This window comes from Rhodococcus tukisamuensis NBRC 100609 (assembly GCF_001894985.1).
GTDB lineage: Bacteria > Actinomycetota > Actinomycetes > Mycobacteriales > Mycobacteriaceae > Rhodococcus_G > Rhodococcus_G tukisamuensis.
Genome location: NZ_BCXG01000013.1, coordinates 105,597 through 131,478, shown reverse-complemented (window position 1 = coordinate 131,478; position 25,882 = coordinate 105,597). Strand labels below are relative to the sequence as shown.

Sequence of the window (25,882 nt, the reverse complement as noted above, 5' to 3'; positions counted from 1 at the left end):
GGCGGGCCGTGGTCGCTGCTCGGCGCCACCCAGTGGCGCCACCCCGCCGTGCTGGCGCTCGCCGCGGTCGGCGGCATCTGGCTCGTCGGTTTCGCGGTGGTCGCGGCCAACACCGGCGTCGCACTGCTGGTCGTCGGCGGCCGGTCGGCCCGCTGCTGGGGCGCCGCCGCCGCGGCCGTCGCGGTGGCGGCGGGACCGCTCTGTTTCGCGGCCCGGCCGGCCCCGCCGGCCGACATCCTCACGACCGTCGCCCTCGTGCAACCGGGCATCGTGCACGGCGACCTGCTGGCGAGCCAGGAGCAGCTGACCCGCGCGATCGGCAGGCCGGTGGACCTGGTGGTGTGGGGGGAGAGCAGCGTCGGGGCGGACCTGACGGACCGGCCGGACGTGTTGGCCCGGCTCACCGCGTTGTCCCGGGAGGTCGGGGCGGACCTGCTCGTCAACGTCGACGCCCGAGACGCGACCGGCGCGGTCGCGAAGACGTCGGTGCTGCTCGACGGGCAGGGTGTGCGCGTCACCTACCGCAAGACCCGGCTGGTGCCGTTCGGTGAGTACGTCCCCTTCCGGGACCAGCTCGGCTGGGTCAGCCGGATCACCGCCGCCGCGGGCCAGAACCGGCGACCCGGGCACGAACTGACGACGATGGAGACCGGCGGCGGGGTGACGATCGGGCCGCTGGTCTCGTTCGAGGAGACCTTCCCGGACCTGGCCCGGAGCCAGGCGCGTGACGGTGCGCAGGTGCTGGTCTACCAGACCTCGACCGCCACCTTCCAGGGCAGTTGGGCACCCGCGCAGCTCGCGAGCGTGGGCGCGGTGCGGGCCGCGGAGACCGGCCGCCCGGTGGTGGCCGCCGCGCTCACCGGGGTCTCGGCGGCGTTCGACGCGCGGGGCGAGCGGCTCGGGTCGATGCCCGCCGACCAGCACGGCAGCCTCGTCGTCGAGGTGCCCGCCACGGGGGCGGACACCCCCTTCGTCCGGTTCGGCAACTACGTGCCGGTGCTGTCGGCCGTGGTGGTCGCGGCGATCGTGGCCGGAGCGCTGCTGCGTCGATTTCGCCCGTTTCGCACCCGACGCGGGTCCGGGCAACCATCATCTGGTTGAGAAGTTCAACTGTCGACAGGAGTGCTCACCGTGCCCGACCAGTTCGCGTTCTTTGCCACGACCGAGGACGGCTACGTGCCGCTGCCATTCGCGACCAGCCGGTGGTCGGAGGACATGGTGCACGGCGCGGCGCTGTGCGGACTTTTGGCGCGGGCGGTCGAGAATGGTCACGGCGCAGAGGGATTCACCCCCGCCCGGCTCACCGTCGACCTGTTCCGGCCCGCGCTGACCAGGCCGTTCACCACGACCACGGCGTCGGTGCGGGAGGGGCGCCGGATCCGGGTCGCCGACGCCGAGCTGTGGCAGGACGGCGAGGTGGTGGCGCGGGCGTCGGCCGTGTTCCTGCGTCGGTCGGAGCAGCCGCCCGGCGAGGTGTGGACCCGCGAGCACCGGCCGTCGCCGCCGGACGCGGGCCCGGTCGACGAGCTGCGGCCGCCCTGGTTCGGCAGCGACGACCATCCGGAGGGCTGGTCCTCATCCATGCTCGAGCACCAGGGCGCGAGCCGAAAGCGGATGTGGTCCCAGAACATTCCGGTCGTGGAGGGGGAGGAGCTGTCGCCGTTCGTGCGGGCGGCGATGGCCGCCGAGCCGACCAGCCTGATGACGAACTGGGGCACTGCCGGGGTCGGCTTCATCAACGTCGACCTGACGATGGTGCTCTCGCGGCTGCCGGACGGCCCGGAGGTGGGACTCGAGGCGGACGACCACCACAGTGCGGACGGCATCGCGGCCGGCACCGCCACGCTCTTCGACCGGGGCGGGCCGATCGGTACCTGCGTGGTCAGCGCGCTGGCGAACGCGCAGCGGCAGGTGGACTTCTCCGGACAGGGCGAGTTCGAGCTGCCCATCGACGTGTGAGTGGGCCCCCGCGTTCGACGAATCCACGAAGAATCGGACATTTCGTGAATAGACTCCAGGAGTTGGGCTGAGGCAGTCCGCCAGGGCCCGCTCTGGAGTCGCCATGACGAATCCATCGCGCACCGGTTGCCTGTTGTGCCGCCGCACAGGCTTGTTCGCCGTCGCGGTCACCGCGCTGATGGTCCTTTCCGGGTGTACCTCCGCCCCGAGTGGTGCCGACGGTGCCGCGCCGTTGCCAGTCGGGCCGTACAGCTACGCCGCGAACCCCTGCCCCGAGCCGGTCCTGCCGGGTCTGTCATTGCCGCCGCTAGGGGACGACTTCGTCTGCGGCACACTGACAGTCCCGCAGGACCGAGCTCGGCCCGACGACGGCACCGTCACCGTGCCCGTCGCGCGGCAACGCGCACGGAACCCGCAGCCGTCGCAGCCGCCGCTGCTGACGCTGGCAGGTGGGCCCGGGGGCAGTGGACTGCTCGATGGGGTGTCCCTCTACCGGGGCCTGGGCGTCAACGACAACCGCGATGTGATCTACCTCGACCAGCGCGACACGCTGCACGCCACCCCCTTCCTGCCCTGCCCTCAGGTGGACGCCTACCTGCGGGACGCACTGGCCCTGCCCTACACCGCCCCTGCGACGGCGGCCGGCGGAAACGCCGCCGTCGGGGCCTGCGGCACCCAATTGCGAGGGCAGGGCGTCGATCTCGCGGCCTTCAACACCCTCGAGAACGCGGCCGACCTCGCCGCCCTGCGTTTCGCGCTGAACCTTCAACGCGGTCGCACTGACCTTCCCCGAGTCCGGGCACAGCGTGCTCACCCAGTCCGACTGCGGCCCCGCCGCCGTCACCGGGTTCCTGGACCACCCGTCGACGTCGTACCGGCCGCCATGCCTCGACTCGGCGGTGGTTCCGCCCTTCGCGACGGCGTCGGAACCCGCGTGACGTCGGCACGCGGCGGCACCACCGCGCCCGAGCGGCCAGCCGACCCGGAATGCCCGTCGACGTAAGGACATCCCCATGCGAAGAGTTCCGCTGCTCCTCGTGACGTGTGCCGCGCTGGTGGCGGCGTGCTCGTCGTCGGTCGATTCCGCCGGGTCAACCCAGCCGTCGACTTCGGTCGACGACGCTCGGGGCGGCGTCCCGCCCGGCTACCCCCTCGATGTCGATGTGGCGGCGCCACTCGTCATCACGGCCCTCGGGCCCGACCCGATTCCGGTCACCGGTACCGACGGCAAGGTCCATGTGGCCTACGAGATCGAGGTGCTCAACCTCTCGCCGAGGCCCGCGACCGTCACCGCGCTCGAGACGCTGGCCGGTGGACCGGACGGCAAGGTGGTGGCGAGCCTGTCGAAGGACGAGGTGCTGGCCCGCACGTACCCGTTGGCGAAGTTCGAGGCGGAGCCGGTCACCGACATCCCGGTCGGGCGCACTGCCGTGCTGGTGCTCGACGACGTCTACGACACCCGCGCCGACGTACCGGCCGAGGTGACTCATCGGCTGACCACCACGTACGGCCCCTCCGTCGCACAGGATCCCAGCCTCGACGCGAGGTACCCGGACACCGTGACTCAGATCGGCGGAGCCATCACGACCGGGACGGGCTCGCCCGTGATCATCGGCCCGCCGCTCACCGGCGACGGTTGGGTAGCGGCCAACGGATGCTGCGTGATCACCTCGCACCGTGGCGCGATGATGGCGGTCGGCGGACGGATCAACGGAACCGAGCGCTATGCCGTCGACTGGATGCGCATCGATTCGAACAGCCCGGAGCTGAGTTCCCAAAGGGGTGACGGCTCGAAGAACGAGGACTACCTCGCCTACGACGCCCCGCTGTTGGCCGTGGCCGACGGCACGGTCGTGGCAGTGGTGTCCGACAAGCAGGACGAGCCGCCGCATCAGGTCAATCAGACCCTCACCCTCGATCAGCTCGGTGGCAATTACGTGATCATCGACATCGGCGACGGCAACTACGCCTTCTACGCGCACATGATTCCGGGATCGGCGTCGGTGAAGATCGGTGACCGGGTGTCGCGTGGTCAGGTGATCGGGAACCTGGGCAACTCGGGCAACACCACCGAGGCCCACCTGCACTTCCATGTGACCCGGGCCCCGGTGCCGCTGTCGAGCGACAACGTGCCCTACGAGATCGACCGCTTCGCGTTCGTGGGATCCACGGCCACGGACAGGCTCGTGCGTGGCCCGAATGCCGGAGATCGAACGGATCAGCTCCCCCTCGAGGGGGACATCGTCAACTTTCCGGCGTTGCCCTGACCGCCCGGCCGGGGCGCCGTGGGCGGTCGGCGAAAATGAGTAGCAACTATCCTGGATAATCGACACAAACCCATCCTTTCGAAGGGACCCTCATGCCTGCCCGCACCGAGCTCGCCCGCGTCGATCTCCGCGGTCGAACCCCCACCACCGCCGAACTCCGAGCGGCGCTGCCCCGAGGTGGAGTGGACGTGGACGCGGTGCTGCATCAGGTCCGCCCGATGGTCGAGGCCGTGCGCGACCGCGGCGCCGAGGCGGCGCTCGAGTTCGGCGAGAAGTTCGACGGCGTCCGCCCCGACACCGTGCGGGTCCCCGCCGCCGAGCTGGCCCGCGCCCTCGCCGAGCTCGACCCGGCCGTGCGGACGGCGCTCGAGGTCGCCATCGAACGCACCCGCAAGGTGCACGCCGACCAGCGCCGCACCGACACCGTCACCGAGGTGGTGCCGGGCGGCACCGTCACCGAGCGGTGGGTGCCGGTCGACCGCGTCGGCCTGTACGTGCCCGGCGGCAACGCGGTGTACCCGTCGTCCGTGGTGATGAACGTGGTGCCGGCGCAGGCCGCGGGTGTCGAGTCCCTGGTCGTGGCCTCGCCGCCGCAGGCCGCGTTCGGCGGGCTGCCGCACCCGACCATCCTGGCCGCGGCGCAGCTGCTCGGCGTCGAGGAGGTGTGGGCGGTCGGCGGCGGTCAGGGCGTCGCGCTGCTCGCCTACGGCGGCACCGACACCGACGGCGCGGAACTGGCGCCCGTGGACCTGATCACCGGACCGGGCAACATCTACGTCACCGCGGCCAAGCGGCTCTGCCGCGGCATGGTCGGCATCGACGCCGAGGCCGGCCCCACCGAGATCGCGATCCTCGCCGACCACACCGCCGACCCGGTGCACGTGGCCGCCGACCTGATCAGCCAGGCCGAGCACGACGTGCTGGCCGCCAGCGTTCTGGTCACCACGTCCACCGAACTCGCCGACGCGGTGGACGACGCGCTGACCGCCCAGCTCGAGCTGACCAAGCACCGCGAGCGGGTCGCGACGGCGCTCGCCGGCACCCAGTCCGGCACCGTGCTGGTCTCCTCGATCGAGGACGGCCTGCGGGTGGTCAACGCCTACGCCGCCGAGCACCTGGAGATCCAGACCGAGAACGCCGCCGAGGTGGCCGGCCGGGTCCGCAGCGCGGGCGCGATCTTCGTCGGCGCGTGGTCGCCGGTGAGCCTGGGCGACTACTGCGCCGGCTCGAACCACGTGCTGCCCACCGCCGGCTGCGCGCGGCACTCGTCCGGCCTGAGCGTGCAGACCTTCCTGCGCGGCATCCACGTCGTCGACTACTCGGAGGCGGCCCTCAAGGACGTCGCCGGTCATGTCATCACCCTGGCCAACGCCGAGGACCTGCCCGCGCACGGCGAGGCCGTCCGGCTCCGTTTCGAGGCGCTCAAGTGAGCGCGGCACCGGGCGGGGACGCCCGGCTCGACCAGCTGCCGATACGTGAGAACCTGCGGGGGAAGTCGCCGTACGGGGCGCCGCAGCTGACGGTTCCGGTGCAGCTGAACACCAACGAGAACCCGCACCCGCCGACGCAGGCGTTGATCGACGACGTCGCCGAGTCGGTGCGGGAGGCCGCACGCGAGCTGCACCGCTACCCGGACCGCGACGCCGTGGCCCTGCGCACCGACCTGGCGGCGTACCTCGCGCGGCAGACCGGGGTTCCGGTGACGGTCGAGAACGTCTGGGCCGCAAACGGTTCCAACGAGATCCTGCAGCAGCTGTTGCAGGCGTTCGCCGGGCCGGGCCGCAGCGCGATGGGCTTCGTGCCGTCGTACTCGATGCACCCGATCATCGCCGACGGCACCGACACGCAGTGGCTGCCGGTCTTCCGCGGTGCGGACTTCGCGCTGGACGTCGACGCGGCGGTGGCGGCCATCGCGGACCGCCGCCCCGACGTGGTGTTCGTCACCAGCCCGAACAACCCGACCGGGCACAGCGTCGGCATCGCCGACCTGCGCCGGGTACTCGACGCGGCCCCCGGCGTCGTGATCGTCGACGAGGCGTACGCGGAGTTCTCGGAGGCGCCGAGCGCCATGACGTTGATCGACGAGTACCCGGCCAAGCTCGTGGTGACCCGGACGATGAGCAAGGCGTTCGCCTTCGCGGGCGGCCGACTCGGCTATCTCGCGGCGGCGCCGGCGTTCATCGAGGCGTTGCTGCTGGTGCGGCTGCCGTACCACCTGTCGGTGGTCACCCAGGCCGCCGCGCGCGCGGCCCTGCGGCACGCCGACGAAACCCTCGGCAGCGTGCACGCGCTCGCGGCCGAGCGGGTGCGGGTGTCGAAGGCCCTCGCGGACAGCGGATTCCATGTCATCCCGTCGGATGCCAACTTCGTCCTGTTCGGCGAGTTCACCGATGCGGCCCGGGCCTGGCAGGCCTACCTGGACCGCGGGGTGCTCATCCGCGACGTCGGGATCCCCGGCTTCCTGCGCGCCACCGTCGGACTCGCCTCGGAGAACGACGCCTTCATCACGGCCAGCGACGAACTCGCGGCCACCGAACTGGCAGCCACCTCATCCAGCACAGGAGACAATCGATGACCGACCGCATCGCGAAGGTCGAACGCACCACCCGGGAGTCGAGCATCTCCGTCGAGTTGAACCTCGACGGGACCGGCATCGTCGACATCTCCACCGGCGTGCCGTTCTTCGACCACATGCTGACGGCCCTCGGCAGCCACGCCAGCTTCGACCTGACGGTCAAGGCGGAGGGCGACATCGAGATCGAGGCGCACCACACGGTGGAGGACACCTCCATCGTGCTCGGCCAGGCGCTCGGTCAGGCGCTCGGCGACAAGAAGGGCATCCGCCGCTTCGGCGACGCGTTCATCCCGATGGACGAGACGCTCGCGCACGCCTCCGTCGACGTCTCCGGCCGCCCGTACTGCGTGCACACCGGCGAGCCGGACCACATGCTGCACAGCGTCATCGGCGGGTACCCGGGGGTGCCGTACGCGACGGTGATCAACCGGCACGTGTTCGAGTCGCTCGCCTCCAACGCGCGCATCGCGCTGCACGTGCGGGTGCTCTACGGCCGCGACCAGCACCACATCACGGAGGCGGAGTTCAAGGCCGTCGCGCGGGCGCTGCGCGAGGCCGTCGAGCCGGACCCGCGGGTGACCGGCGTGCCGTCGACCAAGGGCGCGCTGTGAGTGGAGCCTGCGGAATGAACCCGGAAGGGACGTAGCTGTGAGCGGAGACGCACTGATCTACATCCTGTTCCTGGCGGCCGGATTCCTCGGTGGCGGCGCCTACTCGCTGTGGAAGGTCAACAAGTTCGCCTCGGGCGTGCTGCTGGCCATGGCGGTCATCGCGGCGGCCGGCGGAATCCTGCGGTTGGTCTAGTGCCTGCCGGGACAGCCGGGCTGCTCCGCACGCCCGGGTTGCCGGTCGCACTGCTGATGGGCGCCACCACCTTCGGCGGCTGGTCGTTGCTGTTGCCGGTGGTGCCGTTGGCGATCTCGCGCTCGGGTGGCTCGGACGCCCTGGCCGGGGCGAGCACCGCGATCTTCATGGCCACCACGGTGCTCACCCAGCTGGCGGTGCCCGCGCTGCTGCGGACCTGGGGGCACCGCTGGGTGCTCGCCGTCGGCTGCCTGCTGCTCGGGGCGCCGACGCTGGCGTTCCTGCTCTCCACCGATCCGGTTCCCGCGCTGGCGATCTCCGCGGTGCGCGGGGTCGGGTTCGGCCTGGTGACGGTGGCGGGCAGCGCGCTGATCGCGGAGCTCGCGCCGAAACGACTGCTCGGTCGGGCCACCGGCGCCCAGGGCATCGCCGTGTCCGCGTCCCAGATGGTCGCGCTGCCACTCGGTCTGGCGCTGTTCGGCGGCGGCCACGAGTCGGTGGTGTTCGTGCTCGGCGCGCTGGTGCCGTTGCTGTCGATCGTCTCCATCGTGGCGTTGCCGTCGATCCCGCGGGCCCACGGCGGGCCCGGCGGGGTGCGTCGCCTGCCTGCGAGCGTGCTGCTGGCGCCGTGCCTGGCGATGCTGATGGTGGCGTCCGCGTACGGCGGGGTGTCGAGCCTGCTGCCGATCGCGGTCGGGGACCGGGCCGCGATCGCGGGTGTCGCGCTCGCGGTGGTCAGCGGCGCCATCCTGGTGGGACGTTACGGCGCCGGGGTGCTGGTCGACCGGATCGGCCTCGGCCGGATCATGGTGCCCGCCTTGGCCTGTGGCGCGCTTGGTGCCGCGCTGTTCGCGCTCGGGGTTCAGGACGGCGGCCGGGTGTCGCTGCTGCTCGCCGGGTCCGTCGCCTTCGGCATCGGGTTCGGCGCGGTCCAGAACGAGGCGCTGGTGACGCTGTTCGCGGCGGCCGGTCCGGCCCGTTTCGGTGCGGCGAGTGCGGCCTGGAACATCAGCTACGACGCGGGCACGGGGATCGGCGCGCTCGCGCTCGGCGTGGTCGCCGGGATCGCGGGCTACCCGTGGGTGTTCGCGGTCGCCGCCGCCGGCATCGTGGCGGTGATTCCGGTCGCGCTGGGCCGGACGATTCAAGCGGCGCCGCGGGCCGATAGAGTCGAGCCATGACCTCCGTCGCCCTCCTCGACTACGGCTCCGGCAACCTCCACTCCGCGCAGCGGGCCCTCGCCCGCGTCGGCGCGGACGTCGAGGTGACCTCCGACCCGAAGGTGGCCCTGGCCGCCGACGGCCTGCTGGTGCCCGGCGTCGGCGCGTTCGGCGCCTGCATGGAGGGCCTGCACGCGGTCCGCGGCGAGCGGATCATCGGCCAGCGCCTCGCCGGCGGCCGGCCGGTCCTCGGCATCTGCGTCGGCATGCAGATCCTCTTCGAGCGAGGCGTCGAGCACGGTGTCGACGTCGAGGGCTGCGGGGAATGGCCCGGAACCGTCGAGCGCCTGCAGGCCGACGTGCTCCCGCACATGGGCTGGAACACCCTCGAGGCGCCCGCGGACAGCGTGTTGTTCGCCGGCATCGACGCCGACACCCGCTTCTACTTCGTGCATTCGTACGCGGTGCAGAAGTGGGAACTGGCGGATCCGGAGGTGATCGCCGCGCCGAAGCTCACCTGGGCCGACCACGGCGGACGGTTCCTGGCCGCGGTCGAGAACGGCGCGCTCTCGGCCACCCAGTTCCACCCCGAGAAGTCCGGGGACGCCGGCGCCACACTCCTGGAGAACTGGGTCCGCAGTCTGTGAGTGCGCCGCGGGGCGGTCGCGGGCTCTCGTTCGGGTGGCTCGCGCTGCTCTCGCTCGGCAGCGCGGCCACCGTCCTGCTGGTGGCGACGATCCTGGTTGCGGTGCTCCGGCCGGGACCAGGAATCGGGCTGGTCATCGTGCTGGCAGGGGTCGTCGGCGCCATCGCCGCGATGGGCCTGGTGTCCACCCGGCTGACCCGCCGCGCCCTCGACGAAGCCGACGACGACCCGGGGACCGGCCCGTCGGCGTGACGCACTAGGGTTGGCGCAGTGAGCCTGGTCCTTTTGCCTGCTGTTGATGTCGTCGACGGACAAGCCGTCCGCCTCGTTCAGGGGGAGGCAGGTAGCGAGACCAATTACGGCTCGCCCCGCGACGCCGCCCTCGCCTGGCAGAACGCCGGTGCCGAGTGGGTGCACCTGGTGGACCTCGACGCCGCCTTCGGCCGCGGATCCAACCGCGACCTGCTTGTCGACGTGATCGGCGAGCTCGACGTCAAGGTGGAGCTGTCCGGCGGCATCCGCGACGACGAGACCCTCGAGGCCGCTCTGGCCACGGGCTGCGGTCGCGTCAACCTCGGCACCGCCGCCATCGAGAACCCCGAGTGGTGCGCGAGCGCCATCGCCCGGTACGGCGACAAGATCGCCGTCGGGCTCGACGTGCGGCAGACCGACGGCGGTTACCAGCTGCGCGGCCGCGGCTGGGTGACCGAGGGTGGCGACCTGTTCGAGACCCTCGCCCGCCTCGACCGCGAGGGCTGCGCCCGTTACGTCGTCACCGACGTCTCCAAGGACGGCACCCTGACCGGCCCGAACCTGGACCTGCTCGCGCAGGTGTGCGCGGTCACCGACGCCCCGGTCGTCGCCTCGGGCGGCATCTCCGTGCTCGACGACGTCATCGCGATCGCCGCTCTGACCGGACAGGGCGTCGAGGGCGCGATCATCGGCAAGGCGCTGTACGCGGGCCGGTTCACGCTGCCCGAGGCCCTCGCCGCGGTCGCCGGTTAGTCCGATGACCCCCGCCCGGCTCGACGAGCTGCTCGCGGTCGCCTCCGCCGTCCTGGACGGGGTCAGCGAACGGTTCGTCGCCGGGGTGGGGGCGCCGAGCGCGGTGGACAAGGGCCCGCGCGACTTCGCCACGGCCCTGGACCTCGAGCTCGAGCAGCGCATCGTCGCCGAACTGACCGAGCGCACCGGTATCCCCGTGCACGGCGAGGAGTTCGGCGGCCCGGAACTGGCGACCGGCACCGTCTGGGTGGTCGACCCCATCGACGGCACCCTGAACTACTCGTCGGGTCTGCCGACCGCGGGAATCCTGCTGGCGCTGCTGCGCGACGGGGTCCCGGTGCTGGGGCTGACCTGGCTGCCGATGCTCGGCCGCCGCTACGCCGCCTCCGTCGACGGCCCGGTGTTGTGCAACGGAAGCCCGGTCGCGAGACTGGAACCGGCACGGCTGACCGACTCGCTGGTCGGGCTCGGCGCGTTCAACGTGGACGGGCGCGGACCGATCCCGGGCCGGCTGCGGGCGGACGTGCTCGAACAGCTCAGCCGCACCTCGCGCCGGATCCGGGTGCACGGCAGCACCGGGGTGGACCTGGCGTTCGTGGCGGCCGGGGTGCTCGGGGCAGCGGTGGTCTACGGGTACCACCCGTGGGACAACGCGCCCGGTGTGGCGCTGGTGAGGGCGGCCGGCGGGGTGGTGACCGACCTGGACGGCGCGCCCTGGCATCTGGGTTCCGGCTCGGTGCTGGCGGCGGCTCCGGGCGTGCACGACGAAGTACTCGAGATCTTGCGAACGGTGAAGGAAGGCTGACCAACGATGACGGTGGCGGTGCGGGTCATCCCGTGTCTGGACGTGGACGCGGGCCGCGTGGTGAAGGGCGTCAACTTCGAGAACCTGCGTGACGCAGGCGATCCCGTGGAACTGGCGGCGGCGTACGACGCGCAGGGCGCCGACGAGCTGACGTTCCTGGACGTGACGGCGTCCACCTCCGAGCGCGGGACCATGCTCGACGTGGTCACCCGCACCGCCGAGCAGGTGTTCATCCCGCTCACCGTCGGCGGCGGCGTGCGCACGGAGCAGGACGTGGACCGGCTGCTGCGCGCGGGCGCGGACAAGGTCAGCGTCAACACCGCCGCGATCGCGCGGCCGGAGCTGCTGCGCGAGCTCAGCGCGCGGTTCGGCTCGCAGTGCATCGTGCTGTCGGTCGACGCCCGCACCGTGCCCGAGGGCCAGCCGCCCACGCCGTCGGGCTGGGAGGTGACCACCCACGGCGGTCGCCGCGGCACCGGGATCGACGCCGTCGAGTGGGCGCAGCGCGGCGCCGAGCTGGGCGTGGGGGAGATCCTGCTGAACTCGATGGACGCCGACGGCACCAAGGTCGGGTTCGACCTGCGGATGATCCGCGCGGTGCGCGCGGCCGTGCACGTCCCGGTGATCGCCAGCGGCGGCGCCGGCGCGGTGGAGCACTTCGCGCCCGCCGTGCAGGCCGGCGCGGACGCGGTGCTCGCGGCCAGCGTGTTCCACTTCGGCGACCTGACCATCGCCGACGTCAAGACCGCCATGCGCGGAGAGGGGATCACCGTCCGATGAGTCTGGATCCCGCGATTGCCGCGCGGCTCAAGCGAAACGACGCCGGCCTGTTCAGTGCCGTCGCCCAGGAGCGCTCCACCGGCGACGTGCTGATGGTGGCGTGGATGGACGACGAGGCGCTGGCCCGCACGCTGGAAACCCGTAAGGGCACGTACTACTCGCGTTCGCGCCAGCAGTACTGGGTCAAGGGGGAGACCTCCGGGCACACCCAGTACGTGCACGAGGTGCGCCTCGACTGCGACGGCGACAGCGTGCTGCTGATCGTCGACCAGGAGGGCGCGGCCTGCCACACCGGCACGCACACCTGCTTCGACACCGACGTCCTGCTCGCCCGCCCCTGACGTCGAGGCGACGATACTCGCCCCCTCGCTCGGTGCCCGCCTGCATCCGCAGGTCGCGGATCGGCACGTCGGCGGTCCGGGTCGGTCCGCCGAGCCTGAAAGGACACCCGCGACTGTGAAGGACGTCAGTTCCGCCGGACCGGACGGCCGTGGGGCCGACGGGTTCACGCGCACCACAGGGCATTTCGACGGCGTCGACTTCGAGGGCTTCTGGGACGACGGCGAGTACTCGCGGGAGAACTACGTCGAGTCCGCGCCGACCGACGAGCTGATCGCGTCGATCGAGGAGGAGCTGGGCGGGTACCGGCTCCCGGACTCCTACGTGGAGTTGGCTCGGATGCACAACGGCGGAATGGTCGAGCGACCCTGCTTTCCGATGGACACGTCGACGAGCTGGGCCGAGGACCACATCCAGATCAGCGGTCTGTATGCGATCGGCCGTACCGCGACGTGGTCGCTGTGCGGGGAGCTCGGCTCGACGTTCCTGCGGGACGAGTGGGGGTACCCGGACATCGGCATCGGTGTCGCCGACACCCCGAGCGCCGGGCACGAGCAGATCATGCTCGACTACCGTGCCTGTGGCCCGCACGGCGAGCCTCGGGTCGTCCACGTCGACCAGGAGTTCGACTATCGCATCACCGTGGTCGCGCCCGACTTCGCGACCTTCGTTCGCGGCCTGGTGGGCGAGGACGAGTTCGACGACGCCGGGGAGACGTTGCAGGCCGATCTCGCGACTGTGCGGCACGGTACGTTCTCGCCGATCCTCCGCCGCGCCCTGGAGGCGGGTCTGCCGGACGGCGGGGTGCTGATCCGCGCTCTAGCCGAGCGGATCGTCACGGAGAAGGGGTTTTTCGCGCTCCACGCGGACGGCGACTCGTGGCTGATGTACGACGTCCTGTTCTGGCTCTACTCGCACCTGACCACCGCAACGTCGTTCGAGGACTTCGTGAACCGGGCCGAGGGGCAGGACGACTACGAGCGGCCCTGCTACACCCTCATGATCACCACCTCGTTCGTCGCCGACCCGTACGGATTCTGCACTGGAGGGTTCGCGGAAGGGTTCCTGCGGGACTGGTGGGACGCGAAGGTGGAACGCGGGAACATCGCCGCCGCCGACGGCGGGTACCGGGTCGCCCCGGAGTACGCGACGCAGCTCCTCAGGGTCCTGCGGGCGACCGCGGGGATGCCGTGAGGATGGCGCCCGCATGGCGGGCAGGCGCACGCGGACGGGTTGACCGTCGCCGTCGGCCCGGGTGCGTCGAGCCGCGCTGTGCTCGCTAGCATGGCGCCCATGCCTGCTTCGCCTCGTTTGCCTGTTTCGACGCTCTCGACGTCACGGGTGGGCCGATGACCCGCGGCGTGAGGATCTCGCTGGCGTTGGTCGTGGTCTTCGTCCTGGGCGTCGCGTCGTTGTTGTTCTTCGGCCGCTCGGACACCGGAGGCGAGGACAGTGCCGGCGGTGGTGTCGACGCAACGGTGCTGGTGCGCCCGGACAGCCACCGGCTCTCCTCCACGCCGGACGGCAGCGTGACGTTCGTGGAGTTCCTGGACTTCGAGTGTGAGGCCTGCGGGGCGGCGCACTCCTCGATCGAGGAGCTGCGCGCCGAGTACGGCGACCGGGTGAGCTTCGTGGTGCGCTACTTCCCGATGCCCGGTCACTTCAACGGCGAGCGCGCGGCCCGGGCCGTGGAGGCCGCCGCCCAGCAGGGCAGGTTCGAGCAGATGTACCAGCGGATGTACGAGGCGCAGGCGCAGTGGGGTGAGCAGCGGATCCCGAAGGACGACGTCTTCCGGGGCTTCGCCGCCGATCTGGGGCTCGACCTGGCGGCCTTCGATGCCGCCTACGCCGACCCGGCGACGGCGGCGCGGGTCGCCGCCGACGTCGCAGACGGGCAGGCCCTCGGGGTGACCGGCACCCCGACGTTCTTCGTCGACGGCCAGCGGGTCGACGCCTCGTACCACCAGGACCTCGTCGATGCGCTCGACGCCGCCCTCGGCTGAGGCGCCCACCGTCGCCGAGTCGGGTGACGGTGCACCGTTCGAGCGGTCTCTGCCCTGGCTGCTGCTGATCGGCGGCCTCGTCGGCGCCATCGCCTCGTTCGTGCTCACCGTCGAGAAGCTCGCGCTCGTCGCGGATCCCGGCTACATCCCGACCTGCAGCCTGAACCCGGTCCTCAACTGCGGCTCGGTGATGGAGACCCCGCAGGCATCCGTGTTCGGGTTCCCCAACTCGCTGCTCGGCATCGCCGGGTTCGCGGTGGTCGCGGCCACCGGCGCCGGGCTGCTCGCCGGGGCCCGCTTCGCCCGCTGGTACTGGCTGGGCCTGCAGGCGGGGGTGAGCGCGGCGGTCGTGTTCGTGCACTGGCTGATCGTGCAGAGCCTCTACGTCATCGGAGCCCTGTGCCCGTACTGCATGGTCGTGTGGGCGGTGACCGTGCCGGTCTTCTGGTACGTCACGCTGCGCAACCTCCGCCGCGGCACCTTCACCCGCCCGGTGCGGGCGGAAGTGCTGTCCGCCAACGGAAACCACGTGGTGCCGGTGACGGTGTGGGCGCTTGCCGTGGGCGGGCTGGTGATCCATCGCTTCTACTCGTACTGGTCCTCACTGCTGTGACCGGTGCATGAATCTGATGGTGGCACAATGCTTTATATGCCCCTCATTCAGATCAGCCAGACGCCCGGACTGACCGCCGAGCAGAAGCGCGCCACCATCGAGGCCGTCACAAAGGCGTACGCCGAGGCGACCGGGAAGAACCCGGCCCAGGTGTGGGTGACGCTGACCGACGTGCCGCGCGAGAACTGGGGCGTCGGCGGCGTCCCGCTCGGCTGACTCAGGCCTTGCCGGCGCCGCCGGCGATGCCCTTGTCGAGTTGGGTGACCATCGCGGTGCCCAGTGCGAGCAACTCGCGTACCTGAGCGTCGTCGAGTCCGTCGAAGAGCAGCGCCCGCACGGTCGCCACGTGGCCCGGCGCCGCCTCGACCACCTTGTCGTACCCGGCGTCGGTGAGGACGGCCAGCGACCCGCGGGCGCCGACGATGCTCGCGCGCCGCACCCAGCCGGCCTTCTCCAGCTTGGTGACCACGTGCGAGAGCCGCGAGAGCGACGCGTTCGCCCGCGCGGCGAGGACGCTGAGCTGGAGCCGGCGCTCGGGCGCCTCCGAGAGTGCGGACAGCACGAAGTACTCGAAATGCGTGAGCCCGGAGTCGCGCTGCAGCTGGGTGTCCAGCGCCGCTGGCATCCGCGTCATCACGGTCACCAGCTCGCGCCACGCGGCCTGCTGCTCGCTGCTCAACCACTGCGTCATGTCCGAACCCCGCGTCATCTCGAATCCTGTGTCGTCTCGAACCGTGCCTCGTGCCGAACTCGCGTTCGGCGCAGGTCTGGTGGTGCCGGGCCGGTGGGAACAATTGGCGTCCGCCGACGTTGACCCTTAGGCTAGTTGAAGCTTCAATCTAAGGAGTGGCAATGACGGACCAGGCAATGCCGGCGCTGTACCTCAGTCATGGTGCACCCCCGCTCGTCGACGACGCGCTGTGGGTCTCTCAGCTCGGCGGCTGGGCGCGGGACCTGCCCCGGCCGACCGCCATCCTCGTGGTGTCGGCGCACTGGGAGTCGGCGCCGCTCACCATCGGCTCCACCGTCACCGGTACGCCGCTCACCTACGACTTCGGTGGCTTCGACCCGAAGTACTACCGGGTCACCTACCGGTCGCCGGGTGCGCCGGACCTGGCCCGTCAGGTTGCCGCGCTGATGCCCGACAACGAACCCATCGCCGAGCAGCCGAGCCGCGGGCTCGACCACGGCGCCTATGTCCCGCTGACCGTGATGTACCCCGACGCCGACATCCCGGTCCTGCAGATCTCCATGCCCACTCTCGACCCGGTGCGACTGCTGCACCTCGGCGAGAGGCTGCGGCCGCTGCGCGAGCAGGGCGTGCTGATCGTCGGCTCGGGCTTCACCACCCACGGCCTGCCGTTCCTGCGGGACTGGACGCCGAACGCGCAGGCACCCGGTTGGTCCGCGGAGTTCGACGCGTGGGCGAGCGAACGCCTCGCCGCGGCCGACGTCGACGCACTCATCGACTTCCGGGCGAAGGCGCCCGGCATGCCGTACGCGCACCCGACCATCGAGCACTTCGCGCCGCTGTTCGTCACCCTCGGGGCGTCGAGCAACCCCGAACAGGTGCCGACGCAGGTGATCGACGGCTTCTGGATGGGCCTGGCGAAGCGTTCGCTCCAGGTCGCCTGAGGTTCAGCGCGCGCGGAGGAACTCCAGCGCCTGGTCGGCGTGGGCGTTCATGCGCACCTCGCTGGCGATCACCTTCAGCACCGTGCGGTCGGTGTCGATGACGAAGGTGGTGCGCTTGACCGGCGACAGTTTTGCCAGCAGCCCGCGCCGCACCCCGAACTGCTCCGCGACCGTGCCCGCCTCGTCGGACAGCAGCGGGTAGTCGAAGGACCTCGCGGCGGCGAACGACGCCTGCTTGGCCACCGCGTCGATGCTGATCCCGGCCCGCGACGCCCCGACCGCGGTGAACTCGGCGGCCAGGTCGCGGAAGTGGCAGGCCTCGGCGGTGCACCCCGGGGTGTTCGCGGCCGGGTAGAAGAACAGCACCAGCGGGCCGTCGGCGACCAGTTCGCTTAGCGTGCGAACCGTCCCGTCCTGGTCGGGGAGTGCGAAGTCGGGTGCCTGCTGTCCAGTCTGCATACTGCCGAGGCTACGCGTGCGTCCGTGGCGTCGAATACTGTGCCGCAGGTGTTCTCGGGCCGAGGCCCGAGGCGACGGACGGGGGAGCGGGTGCGGCGGACCGTGCGGGTGTTCTGGGGGCCGCGGCCCGAACCCGTCGGGTCGGTCGCGGAACGGTGGTGCACCACCCTGAACGGGGTCGACGAGCTGCTCGAAGCGACGGAACCGGGTCGCGACCGGTCGTGGCGGCAGGTCCGTCCCTCGGGTCCGCCCACCGACCTTCCCGCCGACGCCGTGGTCCCCGAGGCCGAACTCCTCGCGATGCTCGCCCAGGTGTGGGAACCGGACTTCGGTGATGTCACCGACGACGACATCCTCGACGCCCTCGAACGCGACGCCGGCTTCGCCGTCGGCGATCCCTGCATCGGCCGTCATGCCTACCTGTACCCGCGCCACCCTGTAGTGCCGCTCCTGCCTGCCCCGGTCGCTCCGCAGGCTCCGCTCAGCCCTCCCCGGTCGCTCCGCAGGCTCCGCTCAGCCCTCCCCGGTCGCTCCGCAGGCTCCGCTCAGCCCTCCCCGGTCGCTCCGCAGGCTCCGCTCAGCCCTCCCCGGTCGCTCCGCAGGCTCCGCTCAGCCCTCCCCGGTCGCTCCGCAGGCTCCGCTCCTGGGATGATGGGTGCCATGCCCGGCGAGCCAACCACCGTCCCCTCCGCAGCCGCCGTCGTCGGCGCGGACGATTCCACCACCACCAGGGATCAGTTCCGCGCCCTCGCGGCCGAGCACCGGGTGGTGCCGGTCACCCGAAAGGTGTTGGCGGACTCCGAGACACCCCTCTCGGCGTACCGCAAGCTGGCCGCGGACCGGCCCGGCACCTTCCTGTTCGAGTCCGCCGAGAACGGCCGATCCTGGTCCCGATGGTCGTTCATCGGCGCGGGTAGCCCCGCCGCCCTGACCGTGGTCGACGGCGAGGCCGGCTGGCAGGGCAACGTCCCGGCCGGTGCCCCCTCGGGCGGCGATCCGATCGTCGCGCTCGGTCAGACCCTGGAACTGCTTCGCAGTGAACGACTTCCGGGCCTGCCGCCGCTGACCGGCGGCATGGTCGGGTTCATGGGATACGACATCATCCGCCGGATCGAGCGGCTGCCCAGCCACGCCGTCGACGACCTGCAGGTCCCCGAGATGGTGATGCTGCTGGCCACCGACCTGGCCGCCGTCGACCACCACGAGGGCGCCATCATCCTGATCGCCAACGCGGTCAACTGGGACGGCACGGACGACCGCGTCGACGAGGCCTACGACGACGCCGTCGCCCGGCTCGACGAGATGACCCGGGCGCTCAGCGCGCCGGCGCCGTCCACCGTCTCCACCTTCAGCAAGCCGGCCCCGGACTACCGCCGCCAGCGCACCACCGAGAGTTTCGGGGCGGACGTGCGACGGCTGATCGGCGAGATCGAGGCGGGCGAGGCATTCCAGGTGGTGCTCTCGCAGCGTTTCGAGATGGACACCGACGCGCACCCGTTCGACATCTACCGGATGCTCCGCGCCTCCAACCCGAGCCCGTACATGTACCTGGTCAACGTCCCGGACGGCGACGGCGGCACCGCGTTCACCATCGTCGGATCCAGCCCGGAGTCGCTGGTCACGGTCAAGGAGGGCGTCGCGACCACGCACCCGATCGCGGGGACCCGCTGGCGCGGCGAGTCCGAGGAGGACGACCTGCTGCTCGAGAAGGACCTGCTGGCCGACGAGAAGGAGAACTCCGAGCACCTGATGCTGGTGGATCTCGGGCGCAACGACCTCGGCCGGGTCTGCGAGCCGGGCACCGTCAAGGTGCACGACTACCGGCACGTCGAGCGCTACAGCCACGTCATGCACCTGGTATCCACGGTCACCGGCCGGCTCGCCGAGGGCAAGCACGCGCTCGACGCGGTCACCGCCTGCTTCCCGGCCGGCACCCTCTCGGGCGCCCCGAAGGTGCGGGCGATGGAGCTGATCGACGAACTCGAACCGACCCGGCGTGGAATCTACGGCGGCATCGTCGGCTACCTCGACTTCGCCGGCGACGCCGACACCGCCATCGCGATCCGCTCCGCCCTGGTCAAGGACGGCACTGCGTACGTGCAGGCCGGCGCGGGGATCGTGGCGGACTCCGACCCGGTCTACGAGGACACCGAGGCGCGGAACAAGGCGATGGCCGTGCTCAGCGCGATCGCCGCGGCGGGAACCCTCGCCGCACTCGACGGAGAGCGCGATGACTGACGCGGCGGCCACCGAACCGGCCCGGCGCGGGTCCGGCGCGACGGCGGCGCTGCCGGTGCTGCTGCTGGCCGTGGCCGCGCTGTGCCTGTGGGCGTCCTCGCGGATGACCTGGGTCCAGGTCGACTCGCAGGACGGACTCGGCGAGGCCCGCAGCACCACGCTGGGCGGCGGCGTCTGGGCCGCGGCCACCACGCCGCTGGCGTTGACCCTGATCGCCGCGATCGCCGCGTCGTTCGCGGTGCGCGGTTGGGCGCTGCGGGTGGTGGGGCTGCTGGTGGCCCTGGTCGCGGTCGCGGCGGTCGTGCCCGCGGTGTCCCTCCTCGTCGGTGGTGCCGACGAGGAGAAGGCCGGCCGGCTGGCCGAGCTGCCCGGCCGGGCGGAGGTCACCGGCGCGACGACCTACCCGGCGCCGGCCCTGCTGGCCGTGTTCGGCGGTGTGGTCGCGCTGGCCGCAGCGATAGCCCTGATTCGCAAGGCCGGCCGCAGTGCGGGCCTGTCCTCGCGCTACGCCGCACCCGCCGCGCGGCGGGAGGAGGCGACCCGCCGGGGCGCGTCCTCGCAGCCACCGAGCCAGCGGGTGATCTGGGATGCGCTCGACGCGGGGGAGGACCCGACCGAGGACGAACCCCCTGCAGGACCGGCGTCCGGCACCGGCCCGGCGGAGCCAAACCACGGCCCGGACAACGACGGTCCGCCGCCCACAGAGACCCGCCGTTAGTCAAGGCATCGGGGCCAACTACGCTTGCCCAATCCGATGATTTACCTCACATCGTCGGTCTGCCCAGAAAGGACTCGGGACAAATATGACTGTTCTCGAATCGATTCTCGACGGGGTGCGTGCCGACGTAGCTGCCCGCGAAGCCGTGCTCGACTTTGCTGCGGTCAAGGCCGCGGCAGCCATCGCCCCCGCCGCGCTCGACGCGGCCGCCGCCCTCCGGGCGCCCGGTATCGCCGTGATCGCCGAGGTCAAGCGCGCGAGCCCGTCGAAGGGTGAGCTGTCCGGCATCCCGGACCCCGCCGAACTCGCACTCGCCTACGAGCAGGGCGGCGCGCGGGTGATCAGCGTGCTGACCGAGGAGCGTCGCTTCAAGGGCTCGCTCGCCGACCTGGACGCGGTCCGCAGGGCCGTCAGCATCCCGGTGCTGCGCAAGGACTTCATCGTCGGGCCGTACCAGATCCACGAGGCCCGGGCGCACGGCGCGGACGTGGTGCTGCTGATCGTCGCGGCCCTCGAGCAGCAGGTGCTGGCCTCGCTGCTGGACCGCACCGAGTCCCTCGGGATGACGGCGCTGGTCGAGGTGCACACCGAGCAGGAGGCGGACCGGGCCCTCGAGGCCGGCGCCACCGTGATCGGCATCAACGCGCGCAACCTCAAGACTCTTGAGGTCGACCGGGACACCTTCGCCCGGATCGGCCCCGGCCTGCCGAGCCACGTCGTCAAGATCGCCGAGTCCGGCGTGCGCGGGACCGGTGACCTGTTGGCCTACGCGGGTGCGGGCGCAGACGCGGTGCTCGTCGGTGAGGGCCTGGTGACCAGTGGGGATCCGCGCGCCGCCGTCAAGGAAATGGTCGCCGCGGGCGCGCACCCGTCCTGCCCCAAGCCGGCTCGCTGACCCGACCCCGGTGACCCCGGACCCGGAATGAGTCCGAGGTCACCGTTGGGGCAGACTGGACGGGTGACTGCAGACGATCCCGTACTTTCCGCCAAGGGCCGCGGCCTTCCCCGCATGAGCGCGGGTGTGACCGAGCGCAGCGCGCACGAACCCGACCAGGGCGGCCATTTCGGCGTCTACGGCGGACGCTACGTCCCCGAGGCGCTGATGGCGGTGATCGAGGAGGTCACGGCCGAGTACGACAAGGCGCGCGGCGACGACGCCTTCCTCGCCGAACTCGACCGCCTGCAGCGGGACTACACCGGCCGTCCGTCGCCGGTGTACGAGGCCACCCGGCTCAGCGAGTTCGCGGGCGGCGCCCGACTGCTGCTCAAGCGGGAAGACCTGAACCACACCGGTTCCCACAAGATCAACAACGTCCTCGGCCAGGCGCTGCTCGCCAAGCGGATGGGCAAGACCCGGGTGATCGCCGAGACCGGCGCGGGCCAGCACGGCGTTGCCACCGCGACCGCCTGCGCGCTGCTCGGCCTCGAGTGCGTCGTGTACATGGGCGAGGTCGACACCAAGCGCCAGGCGTTGAACGTCGCGCGCATGCGGCTGCTCGGCGCCGAGGTGATCCCCGCCGTCACCGGCTCGGCGACCCTCAAGGACGCCATCAACGAGGCACTGCGCGACTGGGTCACCAACGCGCACAACACCTACTACTGCTTCGGCACCGCCGCGGGGCCGCACCCGTTCCCGGTGATGGTGCGCGACTTCCAGCGGATCATCGGCCTCGAGGCGCGAGCCCAGGTGCAGGCACACACCGGCCGACTGCCCGACGCGGTCGCGGCCTGCGTCGGCGGCGGTTCCAACGCGATCGGCATCTTCCACGCCTTCATCGACGACCCGTCGGTGCGGCTCGTCGGCTTCGAGGCCGGCGGTGACGGCGTCGAGACCGGCAGGCACGCCGCGACCATCGGGGGCGGCACGCCGGGCGCCCTGCACGGCGCCTACTCGTACCTGCTGCAGGACGAGGACGGCCAGACCATCGAGTCGCACTCGATCTCCGCCGGCCTGGACTACCCGGGCGTCGGCCCGGAGCACTCGCACCTCAAGGACATCGGCCGCGCCGAGTACCGGTCGATCACCGACACCGAGGCGATGGACGCCCTCGCGCTGCTCAGCCGCCGCGAGGGCATCATCCCCGCCATCGAGTCGGCGCACGCGCTCGCGGGCGCGCTGAAGCTCGGCCAGGAACTGGGGGAGGGCGCGATCGTGCTGGTCAACATCTCCGGCCGCGGCGACAAGGACGTCGACACCGCCGCGAAGTGGTTCGGCCTCTTCCCCGACGACGACACCGACTCGAACAAGGATGGGCAGACGAAGTGAGTGCGCAGCAGTCCCGGCTCGGAGACCTCTTCGCGCAGTGCCGGGCCGAGAACCGGGCCGCGCTGGTCGGCTACCTGCCCGCCGGCTACCCCGACCTGCCCCGGTCGATCGAGGCCGTCGAGACGCTCGTCGCGGGGGGCTGCGACCTGATCGAGGTCGGCATCCCGTACAGCGACCCGGTGATGGACGGCCCGACCATCCAGGCCGCCGCCGACGAGGCGCTCACCGCCGGCTTCCGGGTCCGTGACGTGTTCACCGTCGTCGAGGCCATCACCAAGGTGGGCGGCAAGGCCGTCGTCATGACGTACTGGAACCTGGTGCTCAAGTACGGCGTCGACAACTTCGCCCGCGACCTCGCGGCCGCGGGTGGGCTCGGCATCATCACGCCGGACCTGATCCCGGACGAGGCGGCCGACTGGATCGCGGCCTCGGACAAGCACGGCCTGGACCGGATCTTCCTGGTCGCACCGTCGTCGACCACCGAGCGACTCGCCATGACCGTCGACTCCTGCCGCGGCTTCGTCTACGCGACATCGACGATGGGCGTCACCGGCGCCCGCGCCGCGGTGTCCAACATGGCACCGGAGCTGGTGGCGCGGGTGCGCGAGCACTCCGACATCCCGGTCGGTGTCGGCCTGGGCGTCCGTTCCGGGGCCCAGGCCGCCGAGATCGGTGCCTACGCGGACGCGGTCATCGTCGGCTCCGCGCTGGTCACGGCCGTCGCCGAGGGTCCCGCGGCGCTGCGCGCGATCACCGAGGAACTCGCCGCGGGAGTCCGTTCGGCTACCGTGGCGTCGTGACTTCCACCGCCGACCTGCTTGCCTACATTCCGAGTCCGCCGCAGGGAGTGTGGGAGCTCGGCCCGGTTCCGCTGCGCGCCTACGCGCTGTTCATCATCGCGGGGATCGTCGTCGCCCTGTACTGGGGCGAGCGGCGCTGGATTGCCCGCGGCGGTGAGCCGGGCACGGTCCTCGACATCGCGATCTGGGCGGTGCCCTTCGGACTGGTCGGCGGCCGGCTCTACCACGTGGCGACCGACTGGCCCACGTACTTCGGTGAGGGCGGGGACCCGGTCGACGCGCTGAAGATCTGGCAGGGCGGCCTGGGCATCTGGGGCGCCGTGCTGCTCGGCGGCGTCGGCGCCTGGATCGGCTGCCGCCGGCGAGGCATCCCGACGCCCGCATTCGGAGACGCCCTGGCCCCGGCGATCCTGCTCGCCCAGGCGATCGGCCGGATCGGCAACTACTTCAACCAGGAGTTGTACGGCCGCGAGACCACCGTGCCGTGGGGCCTGGAGATCTACCAGCGGGTCAACGCCAGCGGCCGCATCGACGCGCTGACCGGGACCTCGAACGGCGTGGTCGAGAAGGTGGTGCACCCGACGTTCCTGTACGAGCTGGTGTGGAACCTGCTGATCGTGCTGCTGCTGGTGTGGGTGGACCGTCGCTTCCGGATCGGACACGGCAGGCTGTTCGCGCTGTACGTGGCGGGCTACTGCGTGGGCCGGTTCTTCGTCGAGTTGCTGCGCGACGACCACGCCACCCTGATCGCCGGCATCCGGATCAACATCTTCACCTCCGTGATCGTGTTCCTCGCTGCGGTGGCCTACTTCGTGCTGGCCAAGAAGGGCCGGGAGGCGCCCGAGGACCTGCAGCCGCGGCATCCGCATGAGCCCGTCGCGGCCGCCTCGGCGGGGAAGACGGCGCCGGGCGGCGAGTCGGCGACGGCGAGCGCGGAGTCCGCGAAGGTCGCGCCGGGCGAGGCCAAGCCGGCGGGCGACTCCGGCGATGACCCGGCCTCCTGACGGCGGGCAGGGTTTCGAGTAACAGCCCCACCGCCAGCCCGCCTACCTCGGCGCGGTCTGGCCGGTGATCGACGGGATCGTCATGTTGGCCGGCACGGTCCGGGACAGACAGAGGCGAAAGCTTCGGGGCTGAGCGGTCGCCCGACTGCTAGAATTTCCGCACCCGAGTGTGACGCTCGGCGGCTCTTCTCGACGGTGGGCGGCCCGAATCGGGCCGCGGCATCCACCCGACACCTCGAACGATCCCTGCGCCACACCCGCCGGTCGGTGTGAGCGCGGAGGCGGCACGTGGTTGACCCCGAGGGCTTCATGAAGGTCCCGAAGCGGGACGCCCCGCGGCGTCCGGTTCAGGAGCGGGTGCACGACTGGCGCGAGGTGTACGTCGAGCAGCCCCCGGCCGAGCGGGCGCGTGAGGTGTCCGCGCAGGCGAGCCGCTGCATGGACTGCGGAGTTCCGTTCTGTCACTCCGGTTCTGCGGGCTGCCCGCTCGGCAACCTGATCCCGGAGTGGAACGACCTGGTGCAACGGGACATGTGGTCGGCGGCGTCCTACCGCCTGCACGCCACCAACAACTTCCCGGAGTTCACCGGGCGGGTCTGCCCGGCGCCGTGCGAGAGCGCCTGCGTGCTCTCCATCGACGAGCGCGACTCCGGCGGCAGCGTGACGATCAAGTGGATCGAGAAGGCGATCGCCGACGCCGCCTGGGAGGCAGGTGTCGTCGCGCCGTGTCCCGCCGTCGTCCGCACCGGCAAGGCCGTCGCGGTGATCGGTTCGGGCCCGGCCGGGCTGGCCGCGGCCCAGCAGCTCACCCGTGCCGGACACGACGTCACGGTGTTCGAACGCGACGACCGGCTCGGCGGGTTGTTGCGGTACGGGATCCCCGAGTTCAAGATGGAGAAGTCGGTGCTCGGCCGTCGCCTGGAGCAGATGTGTGCCGAGGGAACCCGCTTCCGGACCGAAAGCGAGGTGGGCGTGGCGCCTACGGTGGCGCAGCTGAGCGCCGGGTTCGATGCGGTCGTGCTTGCGGTGGGCGCACTGCGGGCTCGCGACGACAGCCGCGTCCCGGGACGCGAGCTGGGCGGGATCCACCTGGCGATGGATTACCTGGTGCGCTCGAACAGGGAGTGTGAGGGCGACGGGCCGACGGCAGTGTCGGCGAGCGGCAAACATGTGGTGATTATCGGTGGCGGCGACACCGGGGCCGACTGCCTCGGTACCGCGCACCGGCAGGGTGCCGCCTCGGTCACCCAGTTGGACTACCACCCGGAGTTGCCGGCGGAGCGCGACGAAGAGCGTTCGCCCTGGCCGTCGTGGCCGATGGTGCTGCGTACCTCGCCGGCGCACGCCGAGGGCGGGGTGCGCCGGTTCGAGGTGGCGGTGCAGCGATTCGGCGGCAACGCCGACGCCCGCGTGCGTTCGGTGGTGGTGGCCGAAGTGCGGGTCAGCGTCGACGAGGGCGGCCGGCGTCGAGTCACTCCGGTCGGATCGCAGGTCGAATTGCCTTGTGATCTGGCGCTTCTCGCAATCGGTTTCGAGGGCGTCGAGCACGGGCCGCTGCTCGACGGCTTCGGGCTGCGTCCCAACGGCCGCGGTGCTCTGTCCTGCGGACCGGACTGGCAGACCACCGCGCCCGGCGTGTTCGTGTGCGGTGACGCGCACCGTGGAGCCTCGCTGGTGGTGTGGGCGATCGCGGAGGGCCGCTCGGCCGCGCGCAGCGTCGACGCCTACCTGACCGGGCACTCGGACCTGCCCGCGCCCGTGCACCCGACCACGCTGCCGCTCGCGGTGTTGTAGGCCGGTCCGAGG

Annotated in this window: 29 protein-coding genes; 27 read left to right on the top strand and 2 right to left on the bottom strand. The window is 71.6% G+C overall.

The genetic code is table 11. The annotated features are described in order from the left end of the window. The 19 genes from lnt to RT2_RS15360 form a co-directional block, all read left to right on the top strand. Window positions 1-1,101, top strand: a 1,101-nt coding sequence (gene lnt, locus RT2_RS15445; protein ID WP_072845676.1) for an apolipoprotein N-acyltransferase, incomplete at its 5' end; no start/stop codon positions are given. A gap of 30 nt (window positions 1,102-1,131) precedes the next feature. Then, a complete protein-coding gene (locus RT2_RS15440; protein ID WP_072845686.1) occupies window positions 1,132-1,959 on the top strand; it encodes a thioesterase family protein in 828 nt (275 codons plus the stop codon). Between the two features lie 103 nt (window positions 1,960-2,062). Then, window positions 2,063-2,962 carry a hypothetical protein gene (locus RT2_RS15435; RefSeq protein ID WP_139191224.1) on the top strand — a complete coding sequence of 300 codons (900 nt, stop codon included), beginning with the start codon at window positions 2,063-2,065 and terminating at the stop codon, window positions 2,960-2,962. A gap of 10 nt (window positions 2,963-2,972) precedes the next feature. Next, complete coding sequence (locus RT2_RS15430; RefSeq protein WP_072845674.1) at window positions 2,973-4,226, top strand: M23 family metallopeptidase; 1,254 nt, start codon at window positions 2,973-2,975, stop codon at window positions 4,224-4,226. A gap of 92 nt (window positions 4,227-4,318) precedes the next feature. After that, window positions 4,319-5,656: a histidinol dehydrogenase gene (gene hisD, locus RT2_RS15425; RefSeq protein ID WP_072845673.1), complete on the top strand. Its 1,338-nt coding sequence runs from the start codon at window positions 4,319-4,321 to the stop codon at window positions 5,654-5,656. After that, window positions 5,653-6,801 (top strand): histidinol-phosphate transaminase, encoded by a 1,149-nt coding sequence (locus RT2_RS15420; protein ID WP_072845672.1) that lies wholly within the window; start codon window positions 5,653-5,655, stop codon window positions 6,799-6,801. The genes hisD and RT2_RS15420 overlap by 4 nt, the downstream gene beginning before the upstream one ends. Then, complete coding sequence (hisB, locus tag RT2_RS15415; RefSeq protein ID WP_072845671.1) at window positions 6,798-7,412, top strand: imidazoleglycerol-phosphate dehydratase HisB; 615 nt, start codon at window positions 6,798-6,800, stop codon at window positions 7,410-7,412. The genes RT2_RS15420 and hisB overlap by 4 nt, the downstream gene beginning before the upstream one ends. 37 nt (window positions 7,413-7,449) lie before the next feature. Beyond that, the gene (locus RT2_RS25945) at window positions 7,450-7,605 is read left to right on the top strand and encodes a CG2302 family histidine operon protein (RefSeq protein WP_169888371.1); all 156 of its coding nucleotides are present in this window, start codon (window positions 7,450-7,452) and stop codon (window positions 7,603-7,605) included. 56 nt (window positions 7,606-7,661) lie between these two features. Beyond that, on the top strand, window positions 7,662-8,786 hold the full coding sequence (locus RT2_RS15410; protein ID WP_083577406.1) for an MFS transporter: 1,125 nt from the start codon (window positions 7,662-7,664) through the stop codon (window positions 8,784-8,786). Beyond that, the gene (gene hisH / locus RT2_RS15405) at window positions 8,783-9,412 is read left to right on the top strand and encodes an imidazole glycerol phosphate synthase subunit HisH (RefSeq protein ID WP_072845669.1); all 630 of its coding nucleotides are present in this window, start codon (window positions 8,783-8,785) and stop codon (window positions 9,410-9,412) included. Before RT2_RS15410 ends, hisH begins: the two co-directional genes overlap by 4 nt. Next, a complete protein-coding gene (locus RT2_RS15400) occupies window positions 9,409-9,663 on the top strand; it encodes a hypothetical protein (RefSeq protein WP_072845668.1) in 255 nt (84 codons plus the stop codon). The genes hisH and RT2_RS15400 overlap by 4 nt, the downstream gene beginning before the upstream one ends. Window positions 9,664-9,681: 18 nt before the next feature. Further along, the gene (priA, locus tag RT2_RS15395) at window positions 9,682-10,416 is read left to right on the top strand and encodes a bifunctional 1-(5-phosphoribosyl)-5-((5-phosphoribosylamino)methylideneamino)imidazole-4-carboxamide isomerase/phosphoribosylanthranilate isomerase PriA (RefSeq protein WP_072845667.1); all 735 of its coding nucleotides are present in this window, start codon (window positions 9,682-9,684) and stop codon (window positions 10,414-10,416) included. Window positions 10,417-10,420: 4 nt separating this feature from the next. Continuing rightward, window positions 10,421-11,221 carry an inositol monophosphatase family protein gene (locus RT2_RS15390; protein ID WP_072845666.1) on the top strand — a complete coding sequence of 267 codons (801 nt, stop codon included), beginning with the start codon at window positions 10,421-10,423 and terminating at the stop codon, window positions 11,219-11,221. A 6-nt stretch (window positions 11,222-11,227) separates the two neighbouring features. Beyond that, entirely contained in the window at window positions 11,228-12,001 is a 774-nt protein-coding gene (gene hisF / locus RT2_RS15385; protein WP_072845665.1) for an imidazole glycerol phosphate synthase subunit HisF, read from the top strand. Beyond that, the gene (hisI, locus tag RT2_RS15380) at window positions 11,998-12,342 is read left to right on the top strand and encodes a phosphoribosyl-AMP cyclohydrolase (protein ID WP_072845664.1); all 345 of its coding nucleotides are present in this window, start codon (window positions 11,998-12,000) and stop codon (window positions 12,340-12,342) included. The genes hisF and hisI overlap by 4 nt, the downstream gene beginning before the upstream one ends. Before the next feature lie 115 nt (window positions 12,343-12,457). Next, a complete protein-coding gene (locus RT2_RS15375; RefSeq protein ID WP_072845663.1) occupies window positions 12,458-13,534 on the top strand; it encodes an SMI1/KNR4 family protein in 1,077 nt (358 codons plus the stop codon). Window positions 13,535-13,689: 155 nt separating this feature from the next. Next, window positions 13,690-14,343 carry a DsbA family protein gene (locus tag RT2_RS15370; protein WP_072845662.1) on the top strand — a complete coding sequence of 218 codons (654 nt, stop codon included), beginning with the start codon at window positions 13,690-13,692 and terminating at the stop codon, window positions 14,341-14,343. Then, the gene (locus tag RT2_RS15365; RefSeq protein WP_072845661.1) at window positions 14,318-14,956 is read left to right on the top strand and encodes a vitamin K epoxide reductase family protein; all 639 of its coding nucleotides are present in this window, start codon (window positions 14,318-14,320) and stop codon (window positions 14,954-14,956) included. The genes RT2_RS15370 and RT2_RS15365 overlap by 26 nt, the downstream gene beginning before the upstream one ends. A gap of 36 nt (window positions 14,957-14,992) precedes the next feature. Then, a complete protein-coding gene (locus tag RT2_RS15360) occupies window positions 14,993-15,172 on the top strand; it encodes a tautomerase family protein (protein WP_072845660.1) in 180 nt (59 codons plus the stop codon). Between the two features lies 1 nt (window position 15,173). Here RT2_RS15360 and RT2_RS15355 read toward each other — a convergent pair whose 3' ends face one another. Beyond that, window positions 15,174-15,665, bottom strand: coding sequence for a MarR family winged helix-turn-helix transcriptional regulator (locus RT2_RS15355; protein ID WP_072845659.1), 492 nt, complete (start codon window positions 15,663-15,665; stop codon window positions 15,174-15,176). Between the two features lie 143 nt (window positions 15,666-15,808). Here RT2_RS15355 and RT2_RS15350 point away from each other — a divergent pair, with 143 nt between their 5' ends. Further along, window positions 15,809-16,591: a dioxygenase family protein gene (locus RT2_RS15350; RefSeq protein WP_072845658.1), complete on the top strand. Its 783-nt coding sequence runs from the start codon at window positions 15,809-15,811 to the stop codon at window positions 16,589-16,591. 3 nt (window positions 16,592-16,594) lie between these two features. Here the strand turns inward: RT2_RS15350 and RT2_RS15345 are convergent, their stop codons facing one another. Then, window positions 16,595-17,050: a peroxiredoxin gene (locus RT2_RS15345; protein WP_072845657.1), complete on the bottom strand. Its 456-nt coding sequence runs from the start codon at window positions 17,048-17,050 to the stop codon at window positions 16,595-16,597. Window positions 17,051-17,710: 660 nt separating this feature from the next. On the opposite strand from RT2_RS15345, the gene RT2_RS15340 reads away from it, so the two are divergent. The 7 genes from RT2_RS15340 (at window position 17,711) to RT2_RS15310 (ending at window position 25,870) form a co-directional block, all read left to right on the top strand. Then, window positions 17,711-19,288: an anthranilate synthase component I gene (locus RT2_RS15340; protein WP_072845685.1), complete on the top strand. Its 1,578-nt coding sequence runs from the start codon at window positions 17,711-17,713 to the stop codon at window positions 19,286-19,288. Beyond that, window positions 19,281-20,006 (top strand): TIGR02234 family membrane protein, encoded by a 726-nt coding sequence (locus RT2_RS15335; protein ID WP_072845656.1) that lies wholly within the window; start codon window positions 19,281-19,283, stop codon window positions 20,004-20,006. The genes RT2_RS15340 and RT2_RS15335 overlap by 8 nt, the downstream gene beginning before the upstream one ends. A gap of 85 nt (window positions 20,007-20,091) precedes the next feature. Then, window positions 20,092-20,901, top strand: a complete 810-nt coding sequence (gene trpC, locus RT2_RS15330; RefSeq protein WP_072845655.1) for an indole-3-glycerol phosphate synthase TrpC — start codon at window positions 20,092-20,094, stop codon at window positions 20,899-20,901. 114 nt (window positions 20,902-21,015) lie between these two features. Further along, window positions 21,016-22,272, top strand: coding sequence for a tryptophan synthase subunit beta (gene trpB / locus RT2_RS15325; protein WP_072845654.1), 1,257 nt, complete (start codon window positions 21,016-21,018; stop codon window positions 22,270-22,272). Next, window positions 22,269-23,072: a tryptophan synthase subunit alpha gene (trpA, locus tag RT2_RS15320; RefSeq protein ID WP_072845653.1), complete on the top strand. Its 804-nt coding sequence runs from the start codon at window positions 22,269-22,271 to the stop codon at window positions 23,070-23,072. The genes trpB and trpA overlap by 4 nt, the downstream gene beginning before the upstream one ends. After that, complete coding sequence (gene lgt / locus RT2_RS15315; protein ID WP_072845652.1) at window positions 23,069-24,076, top strand: prolipoprotein diacylglyceryl transferase; 1,008 nt, start codon at window positions 23,069-23,071, stop codon at window positions 24,074-24,076. Before trpA ends, lgt begins: the two co-directional genes overlap by 4 nt. A gap of 288 nt (window positions 24,077-24,364) precedes the next feature. Next, on the top strand, window positions 24,365-25,870 hold the full coding sequence (locus RT2_RS15310) for a glutamate synthase subunit beta (RefSeq protein WP_072845651.1): 1,506 nt from the start codon (window positions 24,365-24,367) through the stop codon (window positions 25,868-25,870). Window positions 25,871-25,882: the final 12 nt, after the last annotated feature.